This is a genomic window from Tautonia rosea (assembly GCF_012958305.1).
Classification (GTDB): Bacteria; Planctomycetota; Planctomycetia; order Isosphaerales; family Isosphaeraceae; genus Tautonia; species Tautonia rosea.
In genome coordinates this window covers 199,346-217,624 of sequence record NZ_JABBYO010000004.1, presented here as the reverse complement: position 1 = coordinate 217,624, position 18,279 = coordinate 199,346, and the positions used below count along the sequence as shown (strand labels likewise).

The 18,279-nt window shown below is 63.6% G+C and carries 15 protein-coding genes and 1 tRNA gene; 6 read left to right on the top strand and 10 right to left on the bottom strand.

Annotated features, from left to right (window positions below):
- Positions 1-71: 71 nt before the first annotated feature.
- Positions 72-2,753 (top strand): PSD1 and planctomycete cytochrome C domain-containing protein, encoded by a 2,682-nt coding sequence (locus HG800_RS08505; protein WP_169975791.1) that lies wholly within the window; start codon positions 72-74, stop codon positions 2,751-2,753.
- A gap of 42 nt (positions 2,754-2,795) precedes the next feature.
- The gene (locus HG800_RS08500; RefSeq protein ID WP_169975789.1) at positions 2,796-4,250 is read left to right on the top strand and encodes a DUF1501 domain-containing protein; all 1,455 of its coding nucleotides are present in this window, start codon (positions 2,796-2,798) and stop codon (positions 4,248-4,250) included.
- A 136-nt stretch (positions 4,251-4,386) separates the two neighbouring features.
- Here HG800_RS08500 and HG800_RS08495 read toward each other — a convergent pair whose 3' ends face one another.
- From HG800_RS08495 to HG800_RS08485, 3 genes are all read right to left on the bottom strand, one after another.
- Positions 4,387-4,545, bottom strand: coding sequence for a hypothetical protein (locus HG800_RS08495; RefSeq protein WP_169975787.1), 159 nt, complete (start codon positions 4,543-4,545; stop codon positions 4,387-4,389).
- A 728-nt stretch (positions 4,546-5,273) separates the two neighbouring features.
- Positions 5,274-7,139: an alkaline phosphatase family protein gene (locus HG800_RS08490; RefSeq protein ID WP_315851997.1), complete on the bottom strand. Its 1,866-nt coding sequence runs from the start codon at positions 7,137-7,139 to the stop codon at positions 5,274-5,276.
- Positions 7,140-7,243: 104 nt separating this feature from the next.
- Positions 7,244-7,396 carry a hypothetical protein gene (locus HG800_RS08485; RefSeq protein WP_169975785.1) on the bottom strand — a complete coding sequence of 51 codons (153 nt, stop codon included), beginning with the start codon at positions 7,394-7,396 and terminating at the stop codon, positions 7,244-7,246.
- 349 nt (positions 7,397-7,745) lie between these two features.
- On the opposite strand from HG800_RS08485, the gene HG800_RS08480 reads away from it, so the two are divergent.
- Complete coding sequence (locus HG800_RS08480; RefSeq protein WP_169975783.1) at positions 7,746-9,656, top strand: sulfatase; 1,911 nt, start codon at positions 7,746-7,748, stop codon at positions 9,654-9,656.
- A gap of 91 nt (positions 9,657-9,747) precedes the next feature.
- Here the strand turns inward: HG800_RS08480 and HG800_RS08475 are convergent.
- Positions 9,748-9,834, bottom strand: a tRNA-Ser gene (locus tag HG800_RS08475).
- Between the two features lie 79 nt (positions 9,835-9,913).
- Positions 9,914-11,149 carry a DNA polymerase Y family protein gene (locus HG800_RS08470; RefSeq protein WP_169975781.1) on the bottom strand — a complete coding sequence of 412 codons (1,236 nt, stop codon included), beginning with the start codon at positions 11,147-11,149 and terminating at the stop codon, positions 9,914-9,916.
- Positions 11,150-11,481: 332 nt separating this feature from the next.
- Here HG800_RS08470 and HG800_RS08465 point away from each other — a divergent pair, with 332 nt between their 5' ends.
- The 3 genes from HG800_RS08465 (at position 11,482) to HG800_RS08455 (ending at position 13,973) form a co-directional block, all read left to right on the top strand.
- A complete protein-coding gene (locus HG800_RS08465) occupies positions 11,482-12,012 on the top strand; it encodes a hypothetical protein (protein ID WP_169975779.1) in 531 nt (176 codons plus the stop codon).
- A gap of 432 nt (positions 12,013-12,444) precedes the next feature.
- On the top strand, positions 12,445-13,617 hold the full coding sequence (locus HG800_RS08460; RefSeq protein ID WP_169975777.1) for a site-2 protease family protein: 1,173 nt from the start codon (positions 12,445-12,447) through the stop codon (positions 13,615-13,617).
- Entirely contained in the window at positions 13,614-13,973 is a 360-nt protein-coding gene (locus tag HG800_RS08455) for an HNH endonuclease (RefSeq protein WP_206352180.1), read from the top strand. The genes HG800_RS08460 and HG800_RS08455 overlap by 4 nt, the downstream gene beginning before the upstream one ends.
- Before the next feature lie 40 nt (positions 13,974-14,013).
- On the opposite strand, the gene HG800_RS08450 is transcribed toward HG800_RS08455, so the two are convergent.
- The 5 genes from HG800_RS08450 to HG800_RS08430 form a co-directional block, all read right to left on the bottom strand.
- A complete protein-coding gene (locus tag HG800_RS08450) occupies positions 14,014-14,301 on the bottom strand; it encodes a cupin domain-containing protein (RefSeq protein WP_169975775.1) in 288 nt (95 codons plus the stop codon).
- A 161-nt stretch (positions 14,302-14,462) separates the two neighbouring features.
- Positions 14,463-15,587: a calcium/sodium antiporter gene (locus HG800_RS08445; protein ID WP_206352179.1), complete on the bottom strand. Its 1,125-nt coding sequence runs from the start codon at positions 15,585-15,587 to the stop codon at positions 14,463-14,465.
- 258 nt (positions 15,588-15,845) lie between these two features.
- Complete coding sequence (locus HG800_RS08440) at positions 15,846-16,883, bottom strand: SMP-30/gluconolactonase/LRE family protein (protein WP_169975771.1); 1,038 nt, start codon at positions 16,881-16,883, stop codon at positions 15,846-15,848.
- A 198-nt stretch (positions 16,884-17,081) separates the two neighbouring features.
- Complete coding sequence (locus tag HG800_RS08435) at positions 17,082-17,672, bottom strand: carboxypeptidase-like regulatory domain-containing protein (RefSeq protein WP_169975769.1); 591 nt, start codon at positions 17,670-17,672, stop codon at positions 17,082-17,084.
- Between the two features lie 110 nt (positions 17,673-17,782).
- A complete protein-coding gene (locus HG800_RS08430) occupies positions 17,783-18,253 on the bottom strand; it encodes a carboxypeptidase-like regulatory domain-containing protein (protein WP_169975767.1) in 471 nt (156 codons plus the stop codon).
- Positions 18,254-18,279 lie beyond the last annotated feature (26 nt).

The following is an 18,279-nucleotide window of genomic DNA, read 5'->3' as shown; positions in this document are numbered from 1 at the left end:
GGATTGCGTGCTGATCCGACGAACTGCCGTTTCGCTCTCGCCTTGCCTCGCCCAGAGGGGATTGCCCGCCCATGACCCTCCGCCGACGCTTCCGAACCCCCGGCTTCCTGCTCGCCTGGCTCGTTCTTGTGCTTCCCGGAGCCGGTGCTTCGGCCAGGGCAGGGGAGACCGATTCCCCGTCCGATCCGGCGTCGCTCAGCTTCGAGCGCGACGTGCGGCCGATCCTCAAGGAACACTGCTTCCACTGCCACGGCGAGGAACCGAAGCTCAAGAGCGGCCTCGACCTCCGCTTCGTCCAGACGATGCTCGACGGCGGCCTGACCGGCGAGGCGATCGTTCCCGGCGACCTTGACGGCAGCTTCCTCTGGCATCGGATCGACGCCGACGAAATGCCCCCCGGCGATGCCAAGCTCTCAAGCGAACAGAAAGCCACCATCGCCGCCTGGATCGACGCCGGCGCCCCCACCCTCCGCCCTGAGCCCGAGGAAATCCCACCCCCCGGCGAGATGGTCCTGACCCAGGAAGACGCGGGTTTCTGGTCCTTCCAGCCGATCCAACGCCCCGACGTGCCCGTGGTCGAAGCCGACGCCTCCCTCGTCCGCACCCCGCTCGACGCCTTTCTGCTCGATCGTCTGCACGACAAAGGCCTCAGCTTCGGTCCTGAGGCCGATCGCACCACCTTCATCCGCCGCGCCTCGATGGACCTGCTCGGCCTGCCGCCGACCCCCGAGGAGGTCGCCGACTTCCTCGCCGATGACGCCCCCGACGCCGTCGATCGCCTCATCGATCGCCTGCTCGAATCCCCTCACTACGGCGAGCGCTGGGCACGGCACTGGATGGACGTGGCCGGCTATGCCGACAGCGACGGCTACACCCTGGCCGACCCCGTCCGCCCCTGGGCCTACCGCTACCGCGATTACTTGATCCGGGCCTTCAACGCCGATCGCCCCTGGGATGACCTCATCGTCGAGCAACTGGCCGGCGATGAACTGGTTGCCCCCCCTTACGAGCAGCTCGGCCCCGAGGACCTCGACCGCCTCATCGCCACCGGCTTCCTCCGAATGGCCCCCGACGGCACTGCCGACGGCGAGGTCGATCCCGTCGTCGCCCGCAACGACGCCGTGGCCGAAACGATCAAGGTCGTCTCGACCGCCTTCCTCGGCCTGACCGTCGGTTGCGCCCAGTGCCATTCCCACCGCTACGACCCGATCTCGCACGAGGATTACTTCCGCTTCCGCGCCCTGTTCGAGCCGGCCCTCGATGTTTCCGACTGGAAGCTGCCGAACGCTCGCCTGATTTCCCTCTGGACCGACGCCGACCGCGAACAGGCCAAGGCCGCCGCCGAGGCTCTGGCCCAGGTCAACACCGAGCGCTCCGAGGCCATTAACGACCTCGTCAACCGCATCCTGGAGAAGGAGCTGGAGGCCGCCCCCGAGGAGCTTCGCCAGCCACTCCGCGAGGCCCGCGACCTCAAGCCCGCCGACCGCTCCGAGGAACAGGTCGAGCTCTTGCGGACCTACCCCCGCGTTCTGGTCACCTCCGGAAACGTCAGCCTCTACGACGCCAAGGCTTACAACGAGATTACCGCCGAGTTCGCCAAGCGTACCGCTGCCGTCGAGCCGAAGCGACCGGCCGACAACTACGTCCACGCCCTGACCGAGATCCCTGGCAAGGTCCCCACCACCCACCTCTTTCTCCGCGGCGACCCGAACCAGCCGGCAGAGGAAGTCGACCCCGGCGAGCTGACGATCCTGACCGTCGCTACCGGATCGCCCGACATCCCGATCGACGACCCGAACCTCCCCACCACTGGCCGACGCCTTGCCTATGCCCGGCACCTGACTGGCGGCGAGCATCCCCTGGTCTCCCGCGTCCTGGTCAACCGGATCTGGATGCACCACTTCGGCCGCGGCCTTGTCGCCTCGACCGGCGACTTCGGCGTCCTCGGCGATCGTCCCTCCCATCCCGACCTGCTCGACTGGCTGGCCGACGACTTCATGCAAGGCGGCTGGACCCTCAAGCGCCTGCATCGAATGATCATGACCTCGACCGCCTATCGCCAGGTCTCGACCCGTCGCCCTGAGCTTGACGCGATCGACCCCGAAAACGTCCTGCTCGGTCGTCAGAATGTCCGGCGCCTGGAGGCCGAAGTCGTCCGAGACGCCATCCTCGCCACCTCCGGCACGCTCAACCCCGAGGCGTTCGGCCCTTCCGTCCCCGTCGCCCCCGACGAGGCCGGGCGGATCATCGTCGGCAAGGACAACCGCGACTCCGCCGGACGCCCCTCGAACGCCGATCAGTCGCTCGGCAATGCTGCCCTCCGTCGCACCCTTTACGTCCAGATCCGACGGACGATGCCGCTGGGCCTGACCGAATCGTTCGACCCTCCCGACCTCTCCCCGAGTTGCCCCCAGCGCGACAGCTCGACGGTCGCCCCGCAGTCCCTCATGCTCATGAACAATCCGTTCGTCCTGGAGCAGTCCGAGGCGATGGCCGACCGCGTGATCGCCTCGGCCGGTGACGATCCGAGCGACCGCATCCGCCTCGCCTGGCAACTCGCCTTCGCCCGAGAACCCGACGCCGAGCAGGTTGCCGGCGCGCTCGACTACCTCGATCGCCAGCGCTCTACCCTCGCCGATCAGCTCAAGGCCGACGACGCCGAAGCCGAGACGAAGCCCGATCCCGATCGCCTCCCCCTGGCGAGTTTCTGCCACGCCCTGCTTTGCTCCAACGGATTCCTTTACGTCGATTGATTCGCTTCGATCTGATCCGATCTGCTTTCCTGGAGAAGGCTCATGGCCGCTCATCGAGCCGTCGGCTGCTCGTCTCGCCGTCACTTCCTCGCCTCGCAAGGCGTGGGTATCGGCTCCCTCGCCTTGGCCTGGCTCGCGCACCAGGAGCGTGCCTCGGGTCGGCAGGAGGCTCCTCGCAAGCCAACGCTCGAAACCCCGACCTACGACCTCACCCCCAAGGCTCCCCCCGCCCCCCCTCGGGCGAAGAACATGGTCTGCCTGTTCATGCAAGGCGGGCCGAGCCACCACGACCTGTTCGACCCCAAGCCCGAGCTGACCCGCCGCAACGGCCAGGCGTTCACCGGCGAAATCAAGTTCGACAACGCCGGCCAGGCCAGCTCCAAACTGTTCGCCTCTCCCTGGAAATTCCACCACCGCGGCGCATGCGGTATGGAACTGAGCGAGTTGCTCCCCGGCCTCGGCGAGGTGGCAGACGACATTTCCTTGATCCGATCGATGCATACCGGCGTGAACAACCACGGTCAGTCGATTTCCGCCATCCATACCGGCCGCATCCAGCGTGGTCGGCCGACAGTCGGCTCGTGGCTCTCCTACGCCCTCGGCACCGAGAACCAGAACCTGCCCGCCTACTGCGTCCTCACCGATCCCGGCGGTCTGCCCGTCCTCGGGGTCGAGAACTGGTCGAACGGCTGGCTCCCCTCCCTCTACCAGGGCACGGCCATCCGGCCGAAAGAACCCCGCATCGCCGACCTCGAACCTCCCGCTCACTACGAAGGCCAGGTCCAGCGCCAGTTCCTCGACTACCTTGGCACGATCAACCGCGACCACCTCTCCCAGTACCCCGGCGAGCTTGACCTCGCCGCCCGGATCAGCAGCTACGAGCTGGCCGCTCGCATGCAAGGCGCCGCCGCCGAGGCGCTCGACATCTCCGAGGAATCAGCCGCCACAAAACGCCTGTACGGGATCGACGATCCCGATTCGGCCGAGTTCGGCACCCGATGCCTCATCGCCCGCCGTCTCATCGAACGCGGCGTCCGCTTTGTTCAGGTCTGCACCGGCAACCAGGACTGGGACCACCACGGCAACATCGCCAACCTCTTACCCCGTATGTGCCGTCGCGTCGACCGACCCTCCGCCGCCCTCGTCCGCGACCTGAAAACCCGAGGCTTGCTCGACGAGACGGTCGTCTGGTGGGGCGGGGAGATGGGTCGCCTCCCCGTCGTCCAGAACGAGGCGAACATCGGCCGCGACCACAACACCTACGGCTTCTCCGCCTGGATGGCCGGTGGCGGCATCAAAGGGGGCTACGTCCACGGCGCGACCGACGAGTTCGGCATCCGCGCCGTCGAATCCCCCGTCTCCCACGCCGACTATCACGCCACCTTACTTCACCTCTTCGGCCTCGACCCAGCCTCGCTCACCTTCCCTCGCCCCGGAGGCGACGCCTCCCTCATCGACGGCCAGGAAGCCCGTATCGTCACCGAACTTCTTGCCTGATCCGCCCATCTGTTGATTCGTCGTCCTGCCCCCTCACTCGCTCTTGTCTCAACGAATCGTGTCCGAGCGCGATCGAGACCAGGAGTGCCACCCTGAGGGGTAGCGACAACAGGGGACTCGAAGCCAGCCGCACCCATCAGGAGAGATACCCGAGTCCTCTGAGCCGTTCCAGGACCGTGTTCTCATCCTCTTCGAATCGGAGAGCCATCTGATCCAGAGCGAGCGGAGTTCCCCTCAGCTCATCCGGAATCGGCCTTCCCGCCAGTTTCAGAAGCGTCGGGACGAGGTCGATCATCCGAGCGCCCTCGATCTGTCCCGAGGGGAGTCCCCGGGACGAGGAGATCACAAACGCCCCAGACGGTGTCGGACGACCGGTGTCACCGGCTTCAGTGGCTCGGAATCGATCCCGAACAAGGAGCAGAATGGTCGTCTCATCGTGATTCCCGAGAAGGAGTTCAAGGGTCAAACGAAGTTCGTCATCGAAGCTCACCAGCCAGCCGTCCTCTGCACGATCCTCGTCGGAACCCGTCGACTGGCCGAGCAACTCGAAGATGATTGCAGCAACGCTCCAGGACTGGCATCTCAAGCAATGCCGAAGTTCTTGAAAACCGGAACGGATGCTCAAACCTGAGCGAGATTCCTCGTGACTCCACCCCTGGGGAATGCCTGGCGATCCCTTCCAGCCTGTGTCATGCGCTCGGTCCAGATCACATTCGACCGATAAACGACCTCCAGAATCAGGCGATTCTGTTCTGTCGTGATCATTATGAAAGAAATCGACGAACGTCGCCACTCCTTGAACCGTATCCATGTCGCGGCGTCTGAGCGACTCCGCCAGGGGCATTCCCGAACGATAATGATGCGCGTGCCGTAGTGAAGACCAAAACGTCAATACTCCCTCATCGTGACGAACACTCAATCGACCAAGAATTCCCTCGTCAACAAGTGCCTGGACATGAACGAGTCGGGGATCCTTCAAGAGCTGGTCGGGAGCGATCCCCTCGACTCCGATGACGATGGTTTTCATCGCAGCAAGGTTCTCCCTTCCATCTTCGGACCGGCGGGCAATCCGAAGGTGTCGAGCACCGTCGGAGCAAGGTCCAGAAGCGACGCACCTTCCGGCCGGAACGGCCGATTCATCAGAAGGATACCGGGAACGAGGACCGGATCGACGATGTGATCCCCCGCCCAGAGCCTCGTGTTCTCTTCGAAAACTGCCTCGCCGAGCTGCCCCATGGCCGATCCCCAGGAGGTCCGGTAGCCAGTCCCGAACCGGATGAGGAGATCGGGCGCCTCGTCGACGAATGGTCCCGAATAGACCTGCTCTCGGGCGATCACCGATCGGATGGCGACGGCTCCATGTGCCGGGTCGACCAACCCACTTAAGGATGCGGCCAGAGCCGCCTTGAGCGGCTCCGCGTCTTCGGGGTCGACCACCCCGAGCCCTTCTCGTCCTCGGAGATTTAGAAAGATCCCACCCAGTCCGATGGAATAGGCCTTCGTCCGCGACCAATCGATGTGCCCGAGCGGAGCCCCGTTCGGGTCGCCGGCACGGTCACCCGTCGAAACTGCCAGCAAACCCTGCTCGTAAAGCCATGTGTTCAGATTGACCCCTCGCCGGAACGGACCGAATCCGTGATCGCTGAGAGCGATGACGAGTGTCTGATCGTCTGCCGCCCTCAACGCCCGGCCGACCTGAGCGTCACTGCGGCGATACGCTTCGGCAATGGCATTCTTGTGATCGGCAACGAAGGGCCGTCCGCGGTTCGCCGGATGACCAGGGTCTCTGTAGCGCCAGAACAGATGCTGAATCCGGTCAGGAATCCCGAAGAGGCAATAGAGCACGCCCGACTGGAACCTGGAGAGTTCGTGCTCGAACATCGCCTCGCGTTCCCGCCACAGATCATTGCACTGGTCGAGAAACGCCGATTCACTGATCCGTCCGTTGCTCAGCGCCGCGTGATCTTCGGCCAAACCGGTAGTGTGATAGCGGCCAATCGCTCGTTTCAGATCGCCCGCAAACGCCTCGGGAGAGCTGATCGGAAACGGCGGGGCCTCCGGATCAAACTGGATGGGTGAACAATAGAGCGAAAGACGATCGGGCCCCATGCTTACCAGAAAAAACCGAACCAGTCCGGAGGTCGATTGCAGCAGTCCCAGACGAAATGAGACACGCAGCCAGTCACTCCATCGTCCCACCTCCAGCACAAGCGACTGGGGTTCTCCCGTGGATCGGAGAATCACCTTACCCGCGTCAGGCACCGAATCGAGGACGATCGGCACCCGGATTTCGGCCCGAGTCCGGGGATGATTGGGGCCAAGGATCACCGTTTCGATCGCCCCCGGTCCGGCCCCTGGAAGCCGGACCACGCGCTCGGCCTCGCCGGCGGTGATCCCCTCGGCCGTTGAATAATAGGTCCCCGTGCCGAAACCGCCCCGCAGGTCGGGAACTCCCATCCCGGAGAGCATGCGTCCCTCAATGGGATCCGGGGGATAGGTACACGGACATCGGATCACCGACGACGGAATTCCCTGATCCGAGAGCAGCCGCCAAAAGGGGGTTCCGCGCTGGAGATTGACGACTCGAGGCGGTTGAAACACCCCGGCCTGCTCGTATCGGTTCAAGGCAAGCTCAAGTCGATACGTCTGCGGATCCCGTGAGACAAAGTCGAAGATGCCGTGTGCGCCAGGGTTCGTCCCCGTGGCGAAACTCGACCAGGCGACCGGTGTTTGTGCCGGGAGCGTGGTGGCAACCCGGCCATAACCGCCCTGATCGCGCAGCGTGGCGAAGTTTGGCAGTTCACCCGCGGCGAGCATCGCTTCGAGGATCGCTGGGTCGAGACCGTCGAGCCCAACAATGATCACCCGCTCGATCCCGAGCCTTTTCACACCGACGAACCTCCATGTGATCAAAACTTGACCCGTTCGAACCGTTCCGTAACTGCTCGAGAGTCCCAATCACAACACTCGCTCGAAACATCTCCCAGGATGATTCATTCGACTCGGGGAGGCCTCCGAAAGATCCGTCCGAGCCCCCGCAACACGTTACGCCCGAACATCATGGCGACTCCCATGGCTCCGGCCAGCACCGAGGTCAGCGGAAGCACCGTTTCGGGACCAATGTAGGCCAGCAATGGTTCGAACATGGGTCTTTCTACCTCTCGATGGTTCCCGTCGAGCGCAGGGATACCGAACCACCCCGTGTTCGGGGTGTTTTCCTGCGAATTCAGGGGAAACCCTTCGGAATTGGGAAAAACACGTTCACTCCATCAGGCGAACGCATCCTTACAATCCCATGAACTGCGTCAAGGATACGGCCGAAAACCCTCTCGTTGACGCTCTCTCAAGTCTGTAGGCGTCACGGCTCGATCGGCTGGCCACTTTTTCGAAATTGAGTCGGGTTTGATTGAGCGATCGTCGGAGGTTAATGCGGGAACGATTCGAGAGGAATTCATGAGCCAGACGAACCACGAAACGCCCAGCAGGAGCCCTTCCGTGCAGGCTGAACCTCGGACGGAGCAGGGCAGCGGCCCGGGTCCGATCGGGCTCCTGGCGCTTGCGGCCTGGTTGGGACTTCTGGCCGGCGCGGCGGAACTGGCCGTGTTCCTCCTCATCCGGACAAGGTCTGGCGAGGTCTGGCCTTATCTCGGGAAGATCCGGGCCTATCCGTGGACGATCCCGATGGTCAACGCCGGCTTCCTGCTCTCCATTGCAATCCCAATCGCAATCCTGACCGCCTTTCATCCCCGGCTCGGCCATCGGCTCGGCCCGCAAGTGCTGGTCGCCCTGGCGATGTTGCCGACCCTCCTGATCCTGGGTCAGGGCCTCCATCCCGGGGCTCTCCTGCTTCTCGCCTTGGGGGGAGCATCGATCATTGTCCCGATCCTCCAACGCCGATCAGGAGTCATCGCCCAAATCGTCCGGTTCACCCTACCCGTGTTGCTTCTCGGCCTCCTCGGGATCGTGGCCTGGAGACATGCCGACCGACCTCCTCTCGTCCACAACACTGAAGAACCTCAAGGCCCGAACATCGTGCTCCTTGTTCTGGACACGGTTCGGGCAGACCATCTGAGCCTTCCCGGTTCCGGATCCGAGCGCCAGACCTCCCCGAACCTTGAAGCGTTCGCCAAGCGAGGGGTCACCTTCACCGGAGCCCGAGCCACGGCGCCCTGGACCCTCCCCTCGCACGCGACTCTCATGACCGGCCGATGGTCCTTCGATGTCTGCCAAGGACGCTTCGGCCCGATGTCCGAGGACGGCCCAACCCTGGCTGGCAGCCTGGCCTCGATCGGCTACGACACCGTCGGAATCGTCGCCAATACCTACTACACCACCTACGCGACGGGCCTTTCCCGCGGGTTCGCTCACTACGAAGATCTCCCCTTCAACCTTTCCACAATCCTTGCAAGTTCCGAGGTTGGGGGGCGCCTTGTCGATCTGATCGGCAGGATCGCAACGTCCTTGAGGCCAGGAGAGCCTCCCCCGCTCCGGCGGTTCGCTCGTATCGACGCTGCGTCAATCAATCGCCGCTTCCTCGAATGGCTCGACCACGATCGGGCCAGAGACCGTCCCTTTTTCGCCTTTCTGAACTACTTCGATGCCCACGACCCCTACCTCGTTCCTCCGGGGGAGGAACATCGATTCGGAGATCAACCGAGCATCCCTACCGATCGGGCCTTCCTGGAGAACTGGTGGCTGAGTTCCGACAAGTCCGAGATCACCCCCGAACAGCAGGCCCTCCTGATCGACGGCTACGATTCGTGCATTGCCTCCCTGGACCAGCACCTCGGCCGGCTCTTTCACGAGCTCGACCAGCGCGGGCTCCTTAACGACTTGATCGTCATTGTGACCTCCGACCACGGCGAGGCCTTCGGCGAGCACGGTCTTTTTGGGCACGGTGTCAGCCTTTACGAAGACCAGTTGCACGTCCCTCTGCTGATTGTCGCCCCCGGCCTGGCTCCGAACGCGCAGACCATCGACCGAGTCGTCAGCCTCCGAGATCTTCCTGCAACGATTCTCGACCTCGCCGGCCACCCCGGCGAACCGCTCCCCGGCACCTCTCTCGCATCACTCTGGAGACCAGGCAAGAACGATGCAACCGATCAAGGGTCCATCCGAAGCGCCAATCTCCCGTCCCCAGCCGTGGCATCCGTCCCTGGACCGGACATGTTCCTCCCGAACGGGGGACACTCTCCCGTCTTCGGAGGTCCGATGATCTCGATCATGGATGACCGTCAACTCAAATACATCCGAACCGAACGCCCACCAATTCCCCAGGAAGAACTCTATGCCCTGGGAACCGACCCGGGCGAGACCGACAACCTGGCGATGCCGTACAGCATCTCGCTCCTCAACCAGTTTCGGTCCACCCTCATTGAACTGCTGCGGTCCAGCGGTTCCGAGTGACCTCAGAACGCAAAGGGCCAGCTCATTCACACACCACGACCATCCACAACCCTACCCACCCGCCAACAAGCCCGCTTCAATCTCAACACAACGGAGGGGGAGGGATTCGAACCCCCGGAGACGTTGCCGCCTCAGCGGTTTTCAAGACCGCCCCAATCGACCACTCTGGCACCCCTCCAACAGTGCAAACCTCCCGAACGGCGGAGCCGGGAAGAAGGCATTTCTTCATCCTAGCGAATCAAAGCGGAGCAGGGTAGTCAGAAGCAGAATTTGCCACGGATGTCGCAGATATCGAAGCCGTTGGCCGCGTCGCGGTAAACCTCGGCCAGGGGGAGCGTGGCGGCGCTGCGGAGGGAGAAACGGCCGTGGCGGTGGTTGATCGTTTCCTTGAGCTGGGCGACGGCCTCAGCGCGGTCGGCGGCGGCGGGCGAATCGAACAGGCCTCGGGGAGAGGAGGTGCGACGAACGAGGCGCTCGGCGATCAGATGCATCCGGGTCGCGGCGACCCGGGGGACGTACGCCCGTCGCAGGCACACCCGAGCCGCGTCGAGCAGCAGGTCGAAGCGGTCGGTCGGCACGGTCGGGTTAACCTGGCCGACCCCCACCTCGCCGTTGCGGTACGAGACCCAGACGGTCAACCGACCGGTACAGAGGCGGTGGAACCGTAGTTCCTCGATCAGACGTTCCAGGTTCCGGACGAGCCAGGCATACAGGACAATCGGGTCGACCGCCGGCTCGCCGAAGCTCCCCCCACGCGACAGGACACGCTGTACCGGCCGCTCGGGCTGGATTGGGTGGACCGCCTCGCCGTTGAGCTCCCACCAGAGCGACTCCCCCGAGGCCGTCAGCAACCCCCGGACGAGCCGGCGGTCAGCCTCGGCCAGGTCGAGACAGGAGCGAATCCCCCAGGGGGCCAGCCGACGCTCGCGGCGACCGGCAATGCCGGTGATCTCCGTCACGGGCCGATCGGCCAGCAAAGCCCGCTCGGCCTGTTCGTCCAGCACCGCCAGGGCGCCGAAGGGCTTGGCCGCGTCGGAAATCAGCTTGGCCAGCGTTCGAGATCGGGCAATACCGACCGTCACCGGCACGCCCAAACGCTCCCAGATCGCATCGCGGATCGCCTCGGCCGTCTGCTGGAAGTCCTTGCCCCGCAGGGGAATGGCGCGAAAGAAGAACTCATCGATCGAGTAATACTCGACCCGATCGGACAGCTCGCGTGTCACCTCCAGCATCAGGCGGCTGAGCACCTCGTACCAGCGGAAGTCTCGCTTCAGGTAGACCCCCGTCGGGCAGCGGTCGAGGGCGTCCCAGATGGGCATTCCCGTGCCGACGCCGCTGGCCTTCATCTCGTAACTCTTGGCGATGACGCACGCCCCCTGATTGCCCAGCACGCCCACCGGCTTGTCGCGCAGGAACTCGTCCCGCACCCGCTCGGCCGACACGTAAAAGCAATCCGCGTCCAGATGCCCCACCGCCCGATCAATCGTCCTCATGAACGAAAGCATAGTTTGTACAAAAAACCAGTCAAGCCTGAAGCAAGATCGCGCGGTTCCTCGTCATCTTCGTGGGCGAAACACAGGCAGAGCCAATCGGTTCAACCAGGAGCGTCACCACCGAAGACGGGCCGGATCAGGAGACCAGCACAGCACAACCCGCAATCCTCGATCCCGGCCACGCCCTTGCAGTCGCCGAACCTGATTCCGATGATGGTCGAGATGCTCCTTGGTGAGGTGTCTAAACGCGTGTCGGCCATTTCAAGACCCTCCTGAAAATGGCCTTGCGGCGTGTATGAACCTGATTGATCCAGCCGGAGGGGAGGGACGCCTTGCGGGACATCCTGCATCGACGCGTCGAATCCTGGGGGACCTGGCCGAACGTGGCCCTTTTGCTGGTGGCGTTCCTGGCGTGCCTGAAAGGTTTCGACTGGCGTCAGAAGTGGTTGGGGCCGTCGTCCGATCTCCCCGATGCGCGCCTCGGATACACGCCGGATGAACTCCGAGCGGTGTTCGACGCCTGGGGGCAGGGCCGGTGCCAACTCTATGCCATCACCCAGGTCACACTCGACGCGGCCTTTCCGCTGGTTTACGGCCTGCTGTTCGCCCTCTGCGTGGCGCGGCTCTTCACGGGTGATCGAGGCCGGTGGTTGGTGGTGGTCCCCCTGCTGGCCATGCTCGCAGACCTCGTTGAGAATGTCATCCTCGCCTTCCTCGCCTGGAGTGCTCGGGAAACCATCCCGCCCCTCGCCTGGATCGCTTCGGCAGCGACGCTGACCAAGTTCGCCTTCTTCGGTGCCTCGCTCCTGCTGCTGCTGGTGGGCGGAATTGCCGGGCGTCGTCGATCGCTGACCTCCGACTGACCGCGATCATGATGCTTGGTGCCGCCAGGTCGACGGTCGACGACCCGAAGCGGAAGAACGCGAACACGAGCCAGGCCGGGATTGGTTCGGGCGGGGTTCGGCGGCCTCGCCGTCAGACCACATCCACATGGACAGGACCTCTGGCACTCGTCACAAAAACCAGGACCGTGAGACAACTGCGGCGACTCATCCCCTATGGACTCGCAAATCGCTTGGGCTGGCCTGCGGCGTGCTGCCTCGGCTTGCCCAAACGTGTACGCTATGAACAGATTGAGGAAGCCTGGCGAGGGACGCTTGGCGATGCAACATTCCACGAACCGCCCGCCTGGTCCCGGCCACGGCTTCCTTGCCTCTCAACGAACCCGATCGGATCGCGGCACGACGGCCGCGACGACGGACCGTCACCGCGTCTCGTAAGGAGTTCGCATCCGAATGACCTGGTCCATCAAGCTCGGCAAGCTCGCCGGCATCCCGCTCTATGTGCACTGGACGTTCTTGATCCTGCTCGGGTTCATCGGCTGGCGGGCCTACAGAATCAGCGATCAGGACATCGGGGCGGCGCTGGCGGCAGTCGCGATGGTCATCGCCGTCTTCGGCTGCGTCGTGCTGCACGAACTGGGCCACGCCCTGATGGCCAGGCGCTTCGGAGTGCCAACGGCCGACATCACCTTGCTACCGATCGGCGGCGTCGCCCGGCTCCAGCGCATTCCCGAGAAACCCTCGCAAGAACTCCTCGTCGCCCTCGCCGGCCCGGCCGTCAACGTGGTGATTGCCGCCGTCCTGATCGGCGGGCTCTTGCTCTCGCGCAAAGACCTCGCGGAGATCATGCCGACCGGCAACCTGTTCGATGCGGGTAGCGACCCGTTCGGAACACTTGCCTTTATCAATCTTTTTCTTGTCGTTTTCAACCTGATCCCCGCCTTCCCGATGGACGGCGGCCGGGTCCTGCGGGCCTTGCTGGCCATGACCCTGCCCTACGCCCGGGCGACCCGGCTGGCCGCCACCATCGGCCAGTCGCTGGCCATCGCCTTCGGCTTCCTCGGCCTGATCTCCAACCCGTTCCTGCTGCTGATCGCCCTGTTCGTCTGGATAGGGGCCGAGGCTGAGGCCCGGCAGGTTGAGGAACGCGTGAACATGCAAGGTGCTTATGTCCGAGATGCCATGATCACCGACTACCAGACCCTCTCGCCCGACGACTCGCTTGGCCACGCCGCCGAGTTGTTACTGGCCGGCTCGCAGCAAGACTTTCCTGTCGTCGAAAACGACGATCGCCATCGACCGATCGGCGTTCTCACCCGGTCGAGCCTCATGGATGGCCTCTCCAAGGCCGGGCGCGAAGGCCGCGTCGCCGACTTCGTACAGCCCACGCTCGGTACCATCGCGCTCGATTCCCCCCTTGTTCCCGCCCTCACTCAGCTCCGAGAAGGGGGAGGCCCTTGCCTTCAGGTCGTCGATGGCATGGGACGACCCATCGGCCTCCTGACACTCGAAAATATCAGCGAGTACATCATGGTCCGCACGGCACTTCAGAGCATGCCGCCACAGCTTGCCGCGTCGGGCGTCTCGCGAGCACCCGAGCACTGGAGAGGACCCGGATCGTCGTGAACCTCGCCCGAACGTTCGACCAGGTCGCCCGCACCGACGCCACCTTCGAGCGGCGAGGCGACCTCTGGGTCGGCAAATGCCTGATTTGCAACGGCCCGATCGCCTTCAACGCCCGCACCGGCGAAGGGGCGACGCTCGAACATATCCGCGCACGAAGCCGAGGAGGCACCGACGACCCCCACAACCTTGCCCTCGTCCACGCCTCGTGCAACCACGAAAAAGGCCGACGCTGGGACCCTCGCCGCCGACGCTCTCAACGCGATTACGACAGCTTCATCGATCGCCTGCTCCAGCGACGCCTCGATCGCTGGCGAGACGCACCGCCTTCCGGCACACCTCCACCTCCCCCACGCTGATCGACACCGCTCGACCGTCTCCCCCTGAACGCATCCGTGCTCAGGCCGCCCGAGTCGACATGACCTTCCAGCCGACGAGCACCGCCACCACCGGCCCGGTCATTCCAGCCCTCACGGCAATGGGGGCGCCTGGCTCAAGAGCGATTCGATCGCCTGGTCCAACTTCAAGCCAGACGTCGCCGGTCAACACTCGGCCGACCCCGTCCACCACCACGATCATGGCCGCGCCACACTCCCAGGGGTTCGGGTTCATCCCCGAGCAGCCTCCCGGCTCGACCTGGATCAGTTGCACTTCGGCCCCGCCACCCTGCCATCCGTTTGCGACCATTGGAATCCTGCCCCCTCCTTCGAGCCGCCCCAGACCAGACAATCCCTCCTCATCCTCCATCGGTCCCACCCTTGGTGAGACTTGAGCCTCCCCAAACGGTTGACTCCCTTCAATTCCGAGAACCTCAGCGGCCAAATCCCGTTTGCTCCAATCCGACTTCCCTACTTCTTCGACCGGATCGCGTGTGTCGTCCGTCCCGACCGCACGGCAGAGACCACCGATACCCCGAGTGCCAGCACCGTCAGGGGCAACACGAACAGCAGCATCACCGTGCTGAATTCTTCCAACAACGAATGCTGACCCTGCTTCAAGTACAAGTATGCCAGATACGCAACGTAATACCCGAGGAACAGCAACCCCTCTCGACGGGCAATCCGGGCTCCCGTAAAGACCACCGGCAAGCAGCTCACCGCCACGGCAATCATCACCGGAATGTCAAAATTCAAGGCCGCACGAGACACCGAAACCCCATCCGGCGCGACCAGACTTGCAAGGCCAAGCACCGCAAAAATGTTAAAGATATTACTCCCCACTGCATTTCCGAGTGCCATCTCCCGCTCACCCTTCAGCGCGGCGATGAGCGACGTGGCCATTTCGGGTAACGACGTACCGATGGCAACCACTGTCAGGCCGATGATCAGCTCGCTCACTCCTAGGCCCTTGGCAATCGCCGTTGCCGCCTGCACCAGCAGGTCGGCCCCGATCACCAGAATCGTCAGGCCGAAGACGATCCAGAAAAACTGCAAGGCAATCTGCCCCGGCCCTGTCGCCGGTCGATCCGGCACCTCTCCCACTCCTCCTGAGGCAGCCCGCTCTCGGGCCGTTACCCAACGACCGTGGTAGATCGAGGCAACCGTGTACAACAGGATCCCCGAGAAGAGGATCGCCCCATCACTCCGGCTCAACTGGCCGTCTCGACCCAGCAGCAAGATCGCGACCGAGGCCACGATCATCACCGGCACGTCCCAGCCCACCAGCCTCGATCGCACCACCAGCGGCGTGATTAGCGCCGAAAATCCCAGCACCACCAACACATTCGCAATGTTACTGCCAACGACGTTCCCAACCCCCAGGTCCGCCAAGCTCGGGTCGCCCGACCAGGCCGCGCGCAACGTCACGGCCAGCTCCGGCGATCCTGTGCCGAAGGCCACAACCGTCAGGCCAATCACCAAAGGAGACACTCCAACGGTGACGGCCAGCCGAGCCGCACCCTGCACCAGAAATTTCGCCCCGAAGATCAAGCCCACCACACCCAGTAGGAATTGCCCGATGATGACACCACTCACTCCCCAATCCTCCCCTTCGGTTGATTCCCGCCCTCGATCGCTCGCGATCTCCCGTCCCACGGAAAATTCACGATTCTCTTCCACCATCGCCTGGGCACCGATTGGCCCAATTCAGCATGTTGTGATCAGCCGACGACAATCCGTTGGGGCGGCCTGGTGAATCCGTCTCGACCCGAGGCCAGCGGACTCGATCGCTTCTTCTCGTTTCGTTTCAACTCGATGCGGTCCCAGGACACCCAGGCATCTCATCGCGAGCGATCAGGTTCCTCCCGGCCACAGCCGATACCCTTCCACCGCCACCGGAACCCGATAGACCGTCTTGCCAGCCGTAACGTACAGAGTCGTTCGCTGTGGGCCTCCAAAGGTCAGGTTGGTCACCAGGTCCTCGGCAATCGGGATCCGCCCAATCGGGTCGCCATCGGGTCCGAACACGTAAACTCCCGGTGGAACCTCGTCGCTTTCGCCCTCGTTGCGCGGCCTCGCCACACCGGCAGCCACCCAGAGATGCCCTTGAGAGTCGAGCCGGATGCCGTCTCCACCACGTCCCCGACCGAAATTGACCACCAGGCGTCGGTTCCCCAGCAATCCGTCATCCTCCACGTCGAACGCCCAGATCTTCCGGTTCCCGCCTGGTCGACTGTGCGAATCGACCACGTACAGAGTCCGAGCATCGGGCGAGATCGCCAGGCCGTTCGGCCGCTCGATCTCCGGCTGTGACAGCACCCGAGTCACCGCGCCGTCGGGGTCGATCCGGTACACTGCCTCGGCCCCTTGCTCCAGAATCTCCCGGTGCGGACCGTAATAAGGGTCGGTGAACCAGATGCGGCCGAGCGGGTCGACGACCACGTCATTGGGGCTATTGTAGCGCTTCCCTTCAAATCGGTCGGTCAAAACCTCGACCGCGCCGGTTGTCATGTCCGTGCGAACGACCCGACGCCCGCCGTCGAGCCCTTGCTCGGTCCCCTCGCAGGTTACGAGCCTCCCCTCAGCATCGAACGTGTTGCCGTTGGCCCGGCCGCTCGGTTCGCGCAGGGTGCTCAGCGAACCATCCGAAGATCGCCGCAGCAAACGATTTCCGGCAATGTCACTGAAGAACAGGTTTCCCCGATCGTCCTCGGCCGGCCCTTCCAGGAAGCAAACGGCCGCATCGACCGAAACCGTCGCCTCGGGCGCCAGCAAGGCATCCGGGGCGTCCATAGCAGCGAAATCGATGCGATCCTGCCCCATGTCCGGCCTCTTTTCCTCACCGAGGGTCACGTTGGTTCCGGCCTCATCGGCCTCGTCCTGGTCCTCCATCGACGCGACATTCTCTCACGACCCCTCGATCGATACCAGGGACCGGTGATCGACCCACGCCAATTCATCACTCCTTCATGCTTCGCCGCGTGTGTCACGCTCCCGTTCCTCAATACGACCCACCTCCGCGCAAAAAAAAACCGACCGACGACCCATCGGCCATCGATCGGTTCGGGTGAGCATGATTCCAGGAAACCGTCAGGGCCCCTCAGCCGTGTCGCCGTCCACCGTCGGCTCCTCCTCGGGAGAGTCCGGCTCGGTCGATTCCTCCGCACCGTCAGATCCCGACTCAGGAGCGGGATCGGCCAATTCCTCGGCCGTCGGCGGATCGAGCAGGGGGCCTTTCAGGTCGAAGTCGAAGGTGCCACCCTCTTCGGGCACAGTCACACTCAGTTCGGTCTGCCCAAGGTCGCTGTACCTCGGCGGCACCAGTTCCTCGGCCACGGCCAGATCGGCCACCGGGGCCAAACTCGACCGCGCCGACAGCCCGACCGGCTTGCCCGAGGGGGGCATCAGGTAGCTGATCCCAACCTGATAGCGACCGGGAGCGATTCCCTTCTGCATCATCGCCTGGAGCGTGTACGTTCCTTCCTCATCGGTCTCTCCGTTGGCGGTCGTCCCCTTCTCGTCGGTCTGCAAGAAGGTGATCACTGCCCCAACCAGCGGCTCACCGTCCACCGTAATCGTTCCACTGACCGGAACAAACGTGGTCGGCGTCGTTGCGGTCTCTCCTGAGCAACCGACTAGCAAGGCAACCGCGCCGAGCGCGGTGAAGATTCGGAATCGCATGGGTGTTGATTCATCTCCTAAAAGGGCAAGAGAGTGACACGACAAATCAATGGAACATCAGTTTTTTCGCTTATTTGGGTGACTTGGCCTGATCCGTAACGACAAACGGTTCAGGATTCCGAATCACCCTTGACATCGAACTCGAACACCCCGCCTTCTTCAGGCACCTCGATGTTAAAGTCGCTCTTCAACGGATCGGCGTATTTTTCTGGAAGGGTCTCTTCCATGTAGCCCCCCATGGCCGCCATGGTTGGGTCTCCCATGATCTCCGGAGGAGCATTTTCCGCTCCTTCTCCGGTGCCTGTTTTCTTGCTGATCAGCACCGTGTACTTCCCGGGAGCAAGCCCGGATCGGAAATTGTACATCGCTTTGTAATTGCCGTTCGGTCCGGTCTGGTCCCCTCCAGGAGTCATCTCCGCATTGCCGGGATCAGGAACGAACGTCAGTTCCGCCCCCTCCAGCGGTTCGCCGTTGAGGGTCACAATGCCGGAAACCGGAACGAGCTTCGGGCCGGAGCCGCACCCCGTCGAGATCAACAGGGCCGAAACGACCGCCACCGAGAAAAGCATCCTGATCGTCATTGAAGGTAGATCCAAAGAACGCAGAG

Bases quoted from the DNA above. Each gene is read 5' to 3' on its own strand.
- HG800_RS08500 (WP_169975789.1), top strand. From the start codon at position 2,796: ATGGCCGCTCATCGAGCCGTCGGCTGCTCGTCTCGCCGTCACTTCCTC.
- HG800_RS08430 (WP_169975767.1), bottom strand. From the start codon at position 18,253: ATGACGATCAGGATGCTTTTCTCGGTGGCGGTCGTTTCGGCCCTGTTG.
- HG800_RS08460 (WP_169975777.1), top strand. From the start codon at position 12,445: ATGACCTGGTCCATCAAGCTCGGCAAGCTCGCCGGCATCCCGCTCTAT.
- HG800_RS08450 (WP_169975775.1), bottom strand. From the start codon at position 14,301: ATGGTCGCAAACGGATGGCAGGGTGGCGGGGCCGAAGTGCAACTGATC.
- HG800_RS08435 (WP_169975769.1), bottom strand. From the start codon at position 17,672: ATGCGATTCCGAATCTTCACCGCGCTCGGCGCGGTTGCCTTGCTAGTC.
- HG800_RS08495 (WP_169975787.1), bottom strand. From the start codon at position 4,545: ATGATCGACCTCGTCCCGACGCTTCTGAAACTGGCGGGAAGGCCGATT.
- HG800_RS08505 (WP_169975791.1), top strand. From the start codon at position 72: ATGACCCTCCGCCGACGCTTCCGAACCCCCGGCTTCCTGCTCGCCTGG.
- HG800_RS08485 (WP_169975785.1), bottom strand. From the start codon at position 7,396: ATGTTCGAACCATTGCTGGCCTACATTGGTCCCGAAACGGTGCTTCCG.
- HG800_RS08440 (WP_169975771.1), bottom strand. From the start codon at position 16,883: ATGGAGGACCAGGACGAGGCCGATGAGGCCGGAACCAACGTGACCCTC.
- HG800_RS08470 (WP_169975781.1), bottom strand. From the start codon at position 11,149: ATGAGGACGATTGATCGGGCGGTGGGGCATCTGGACGCGGATTGCTTT.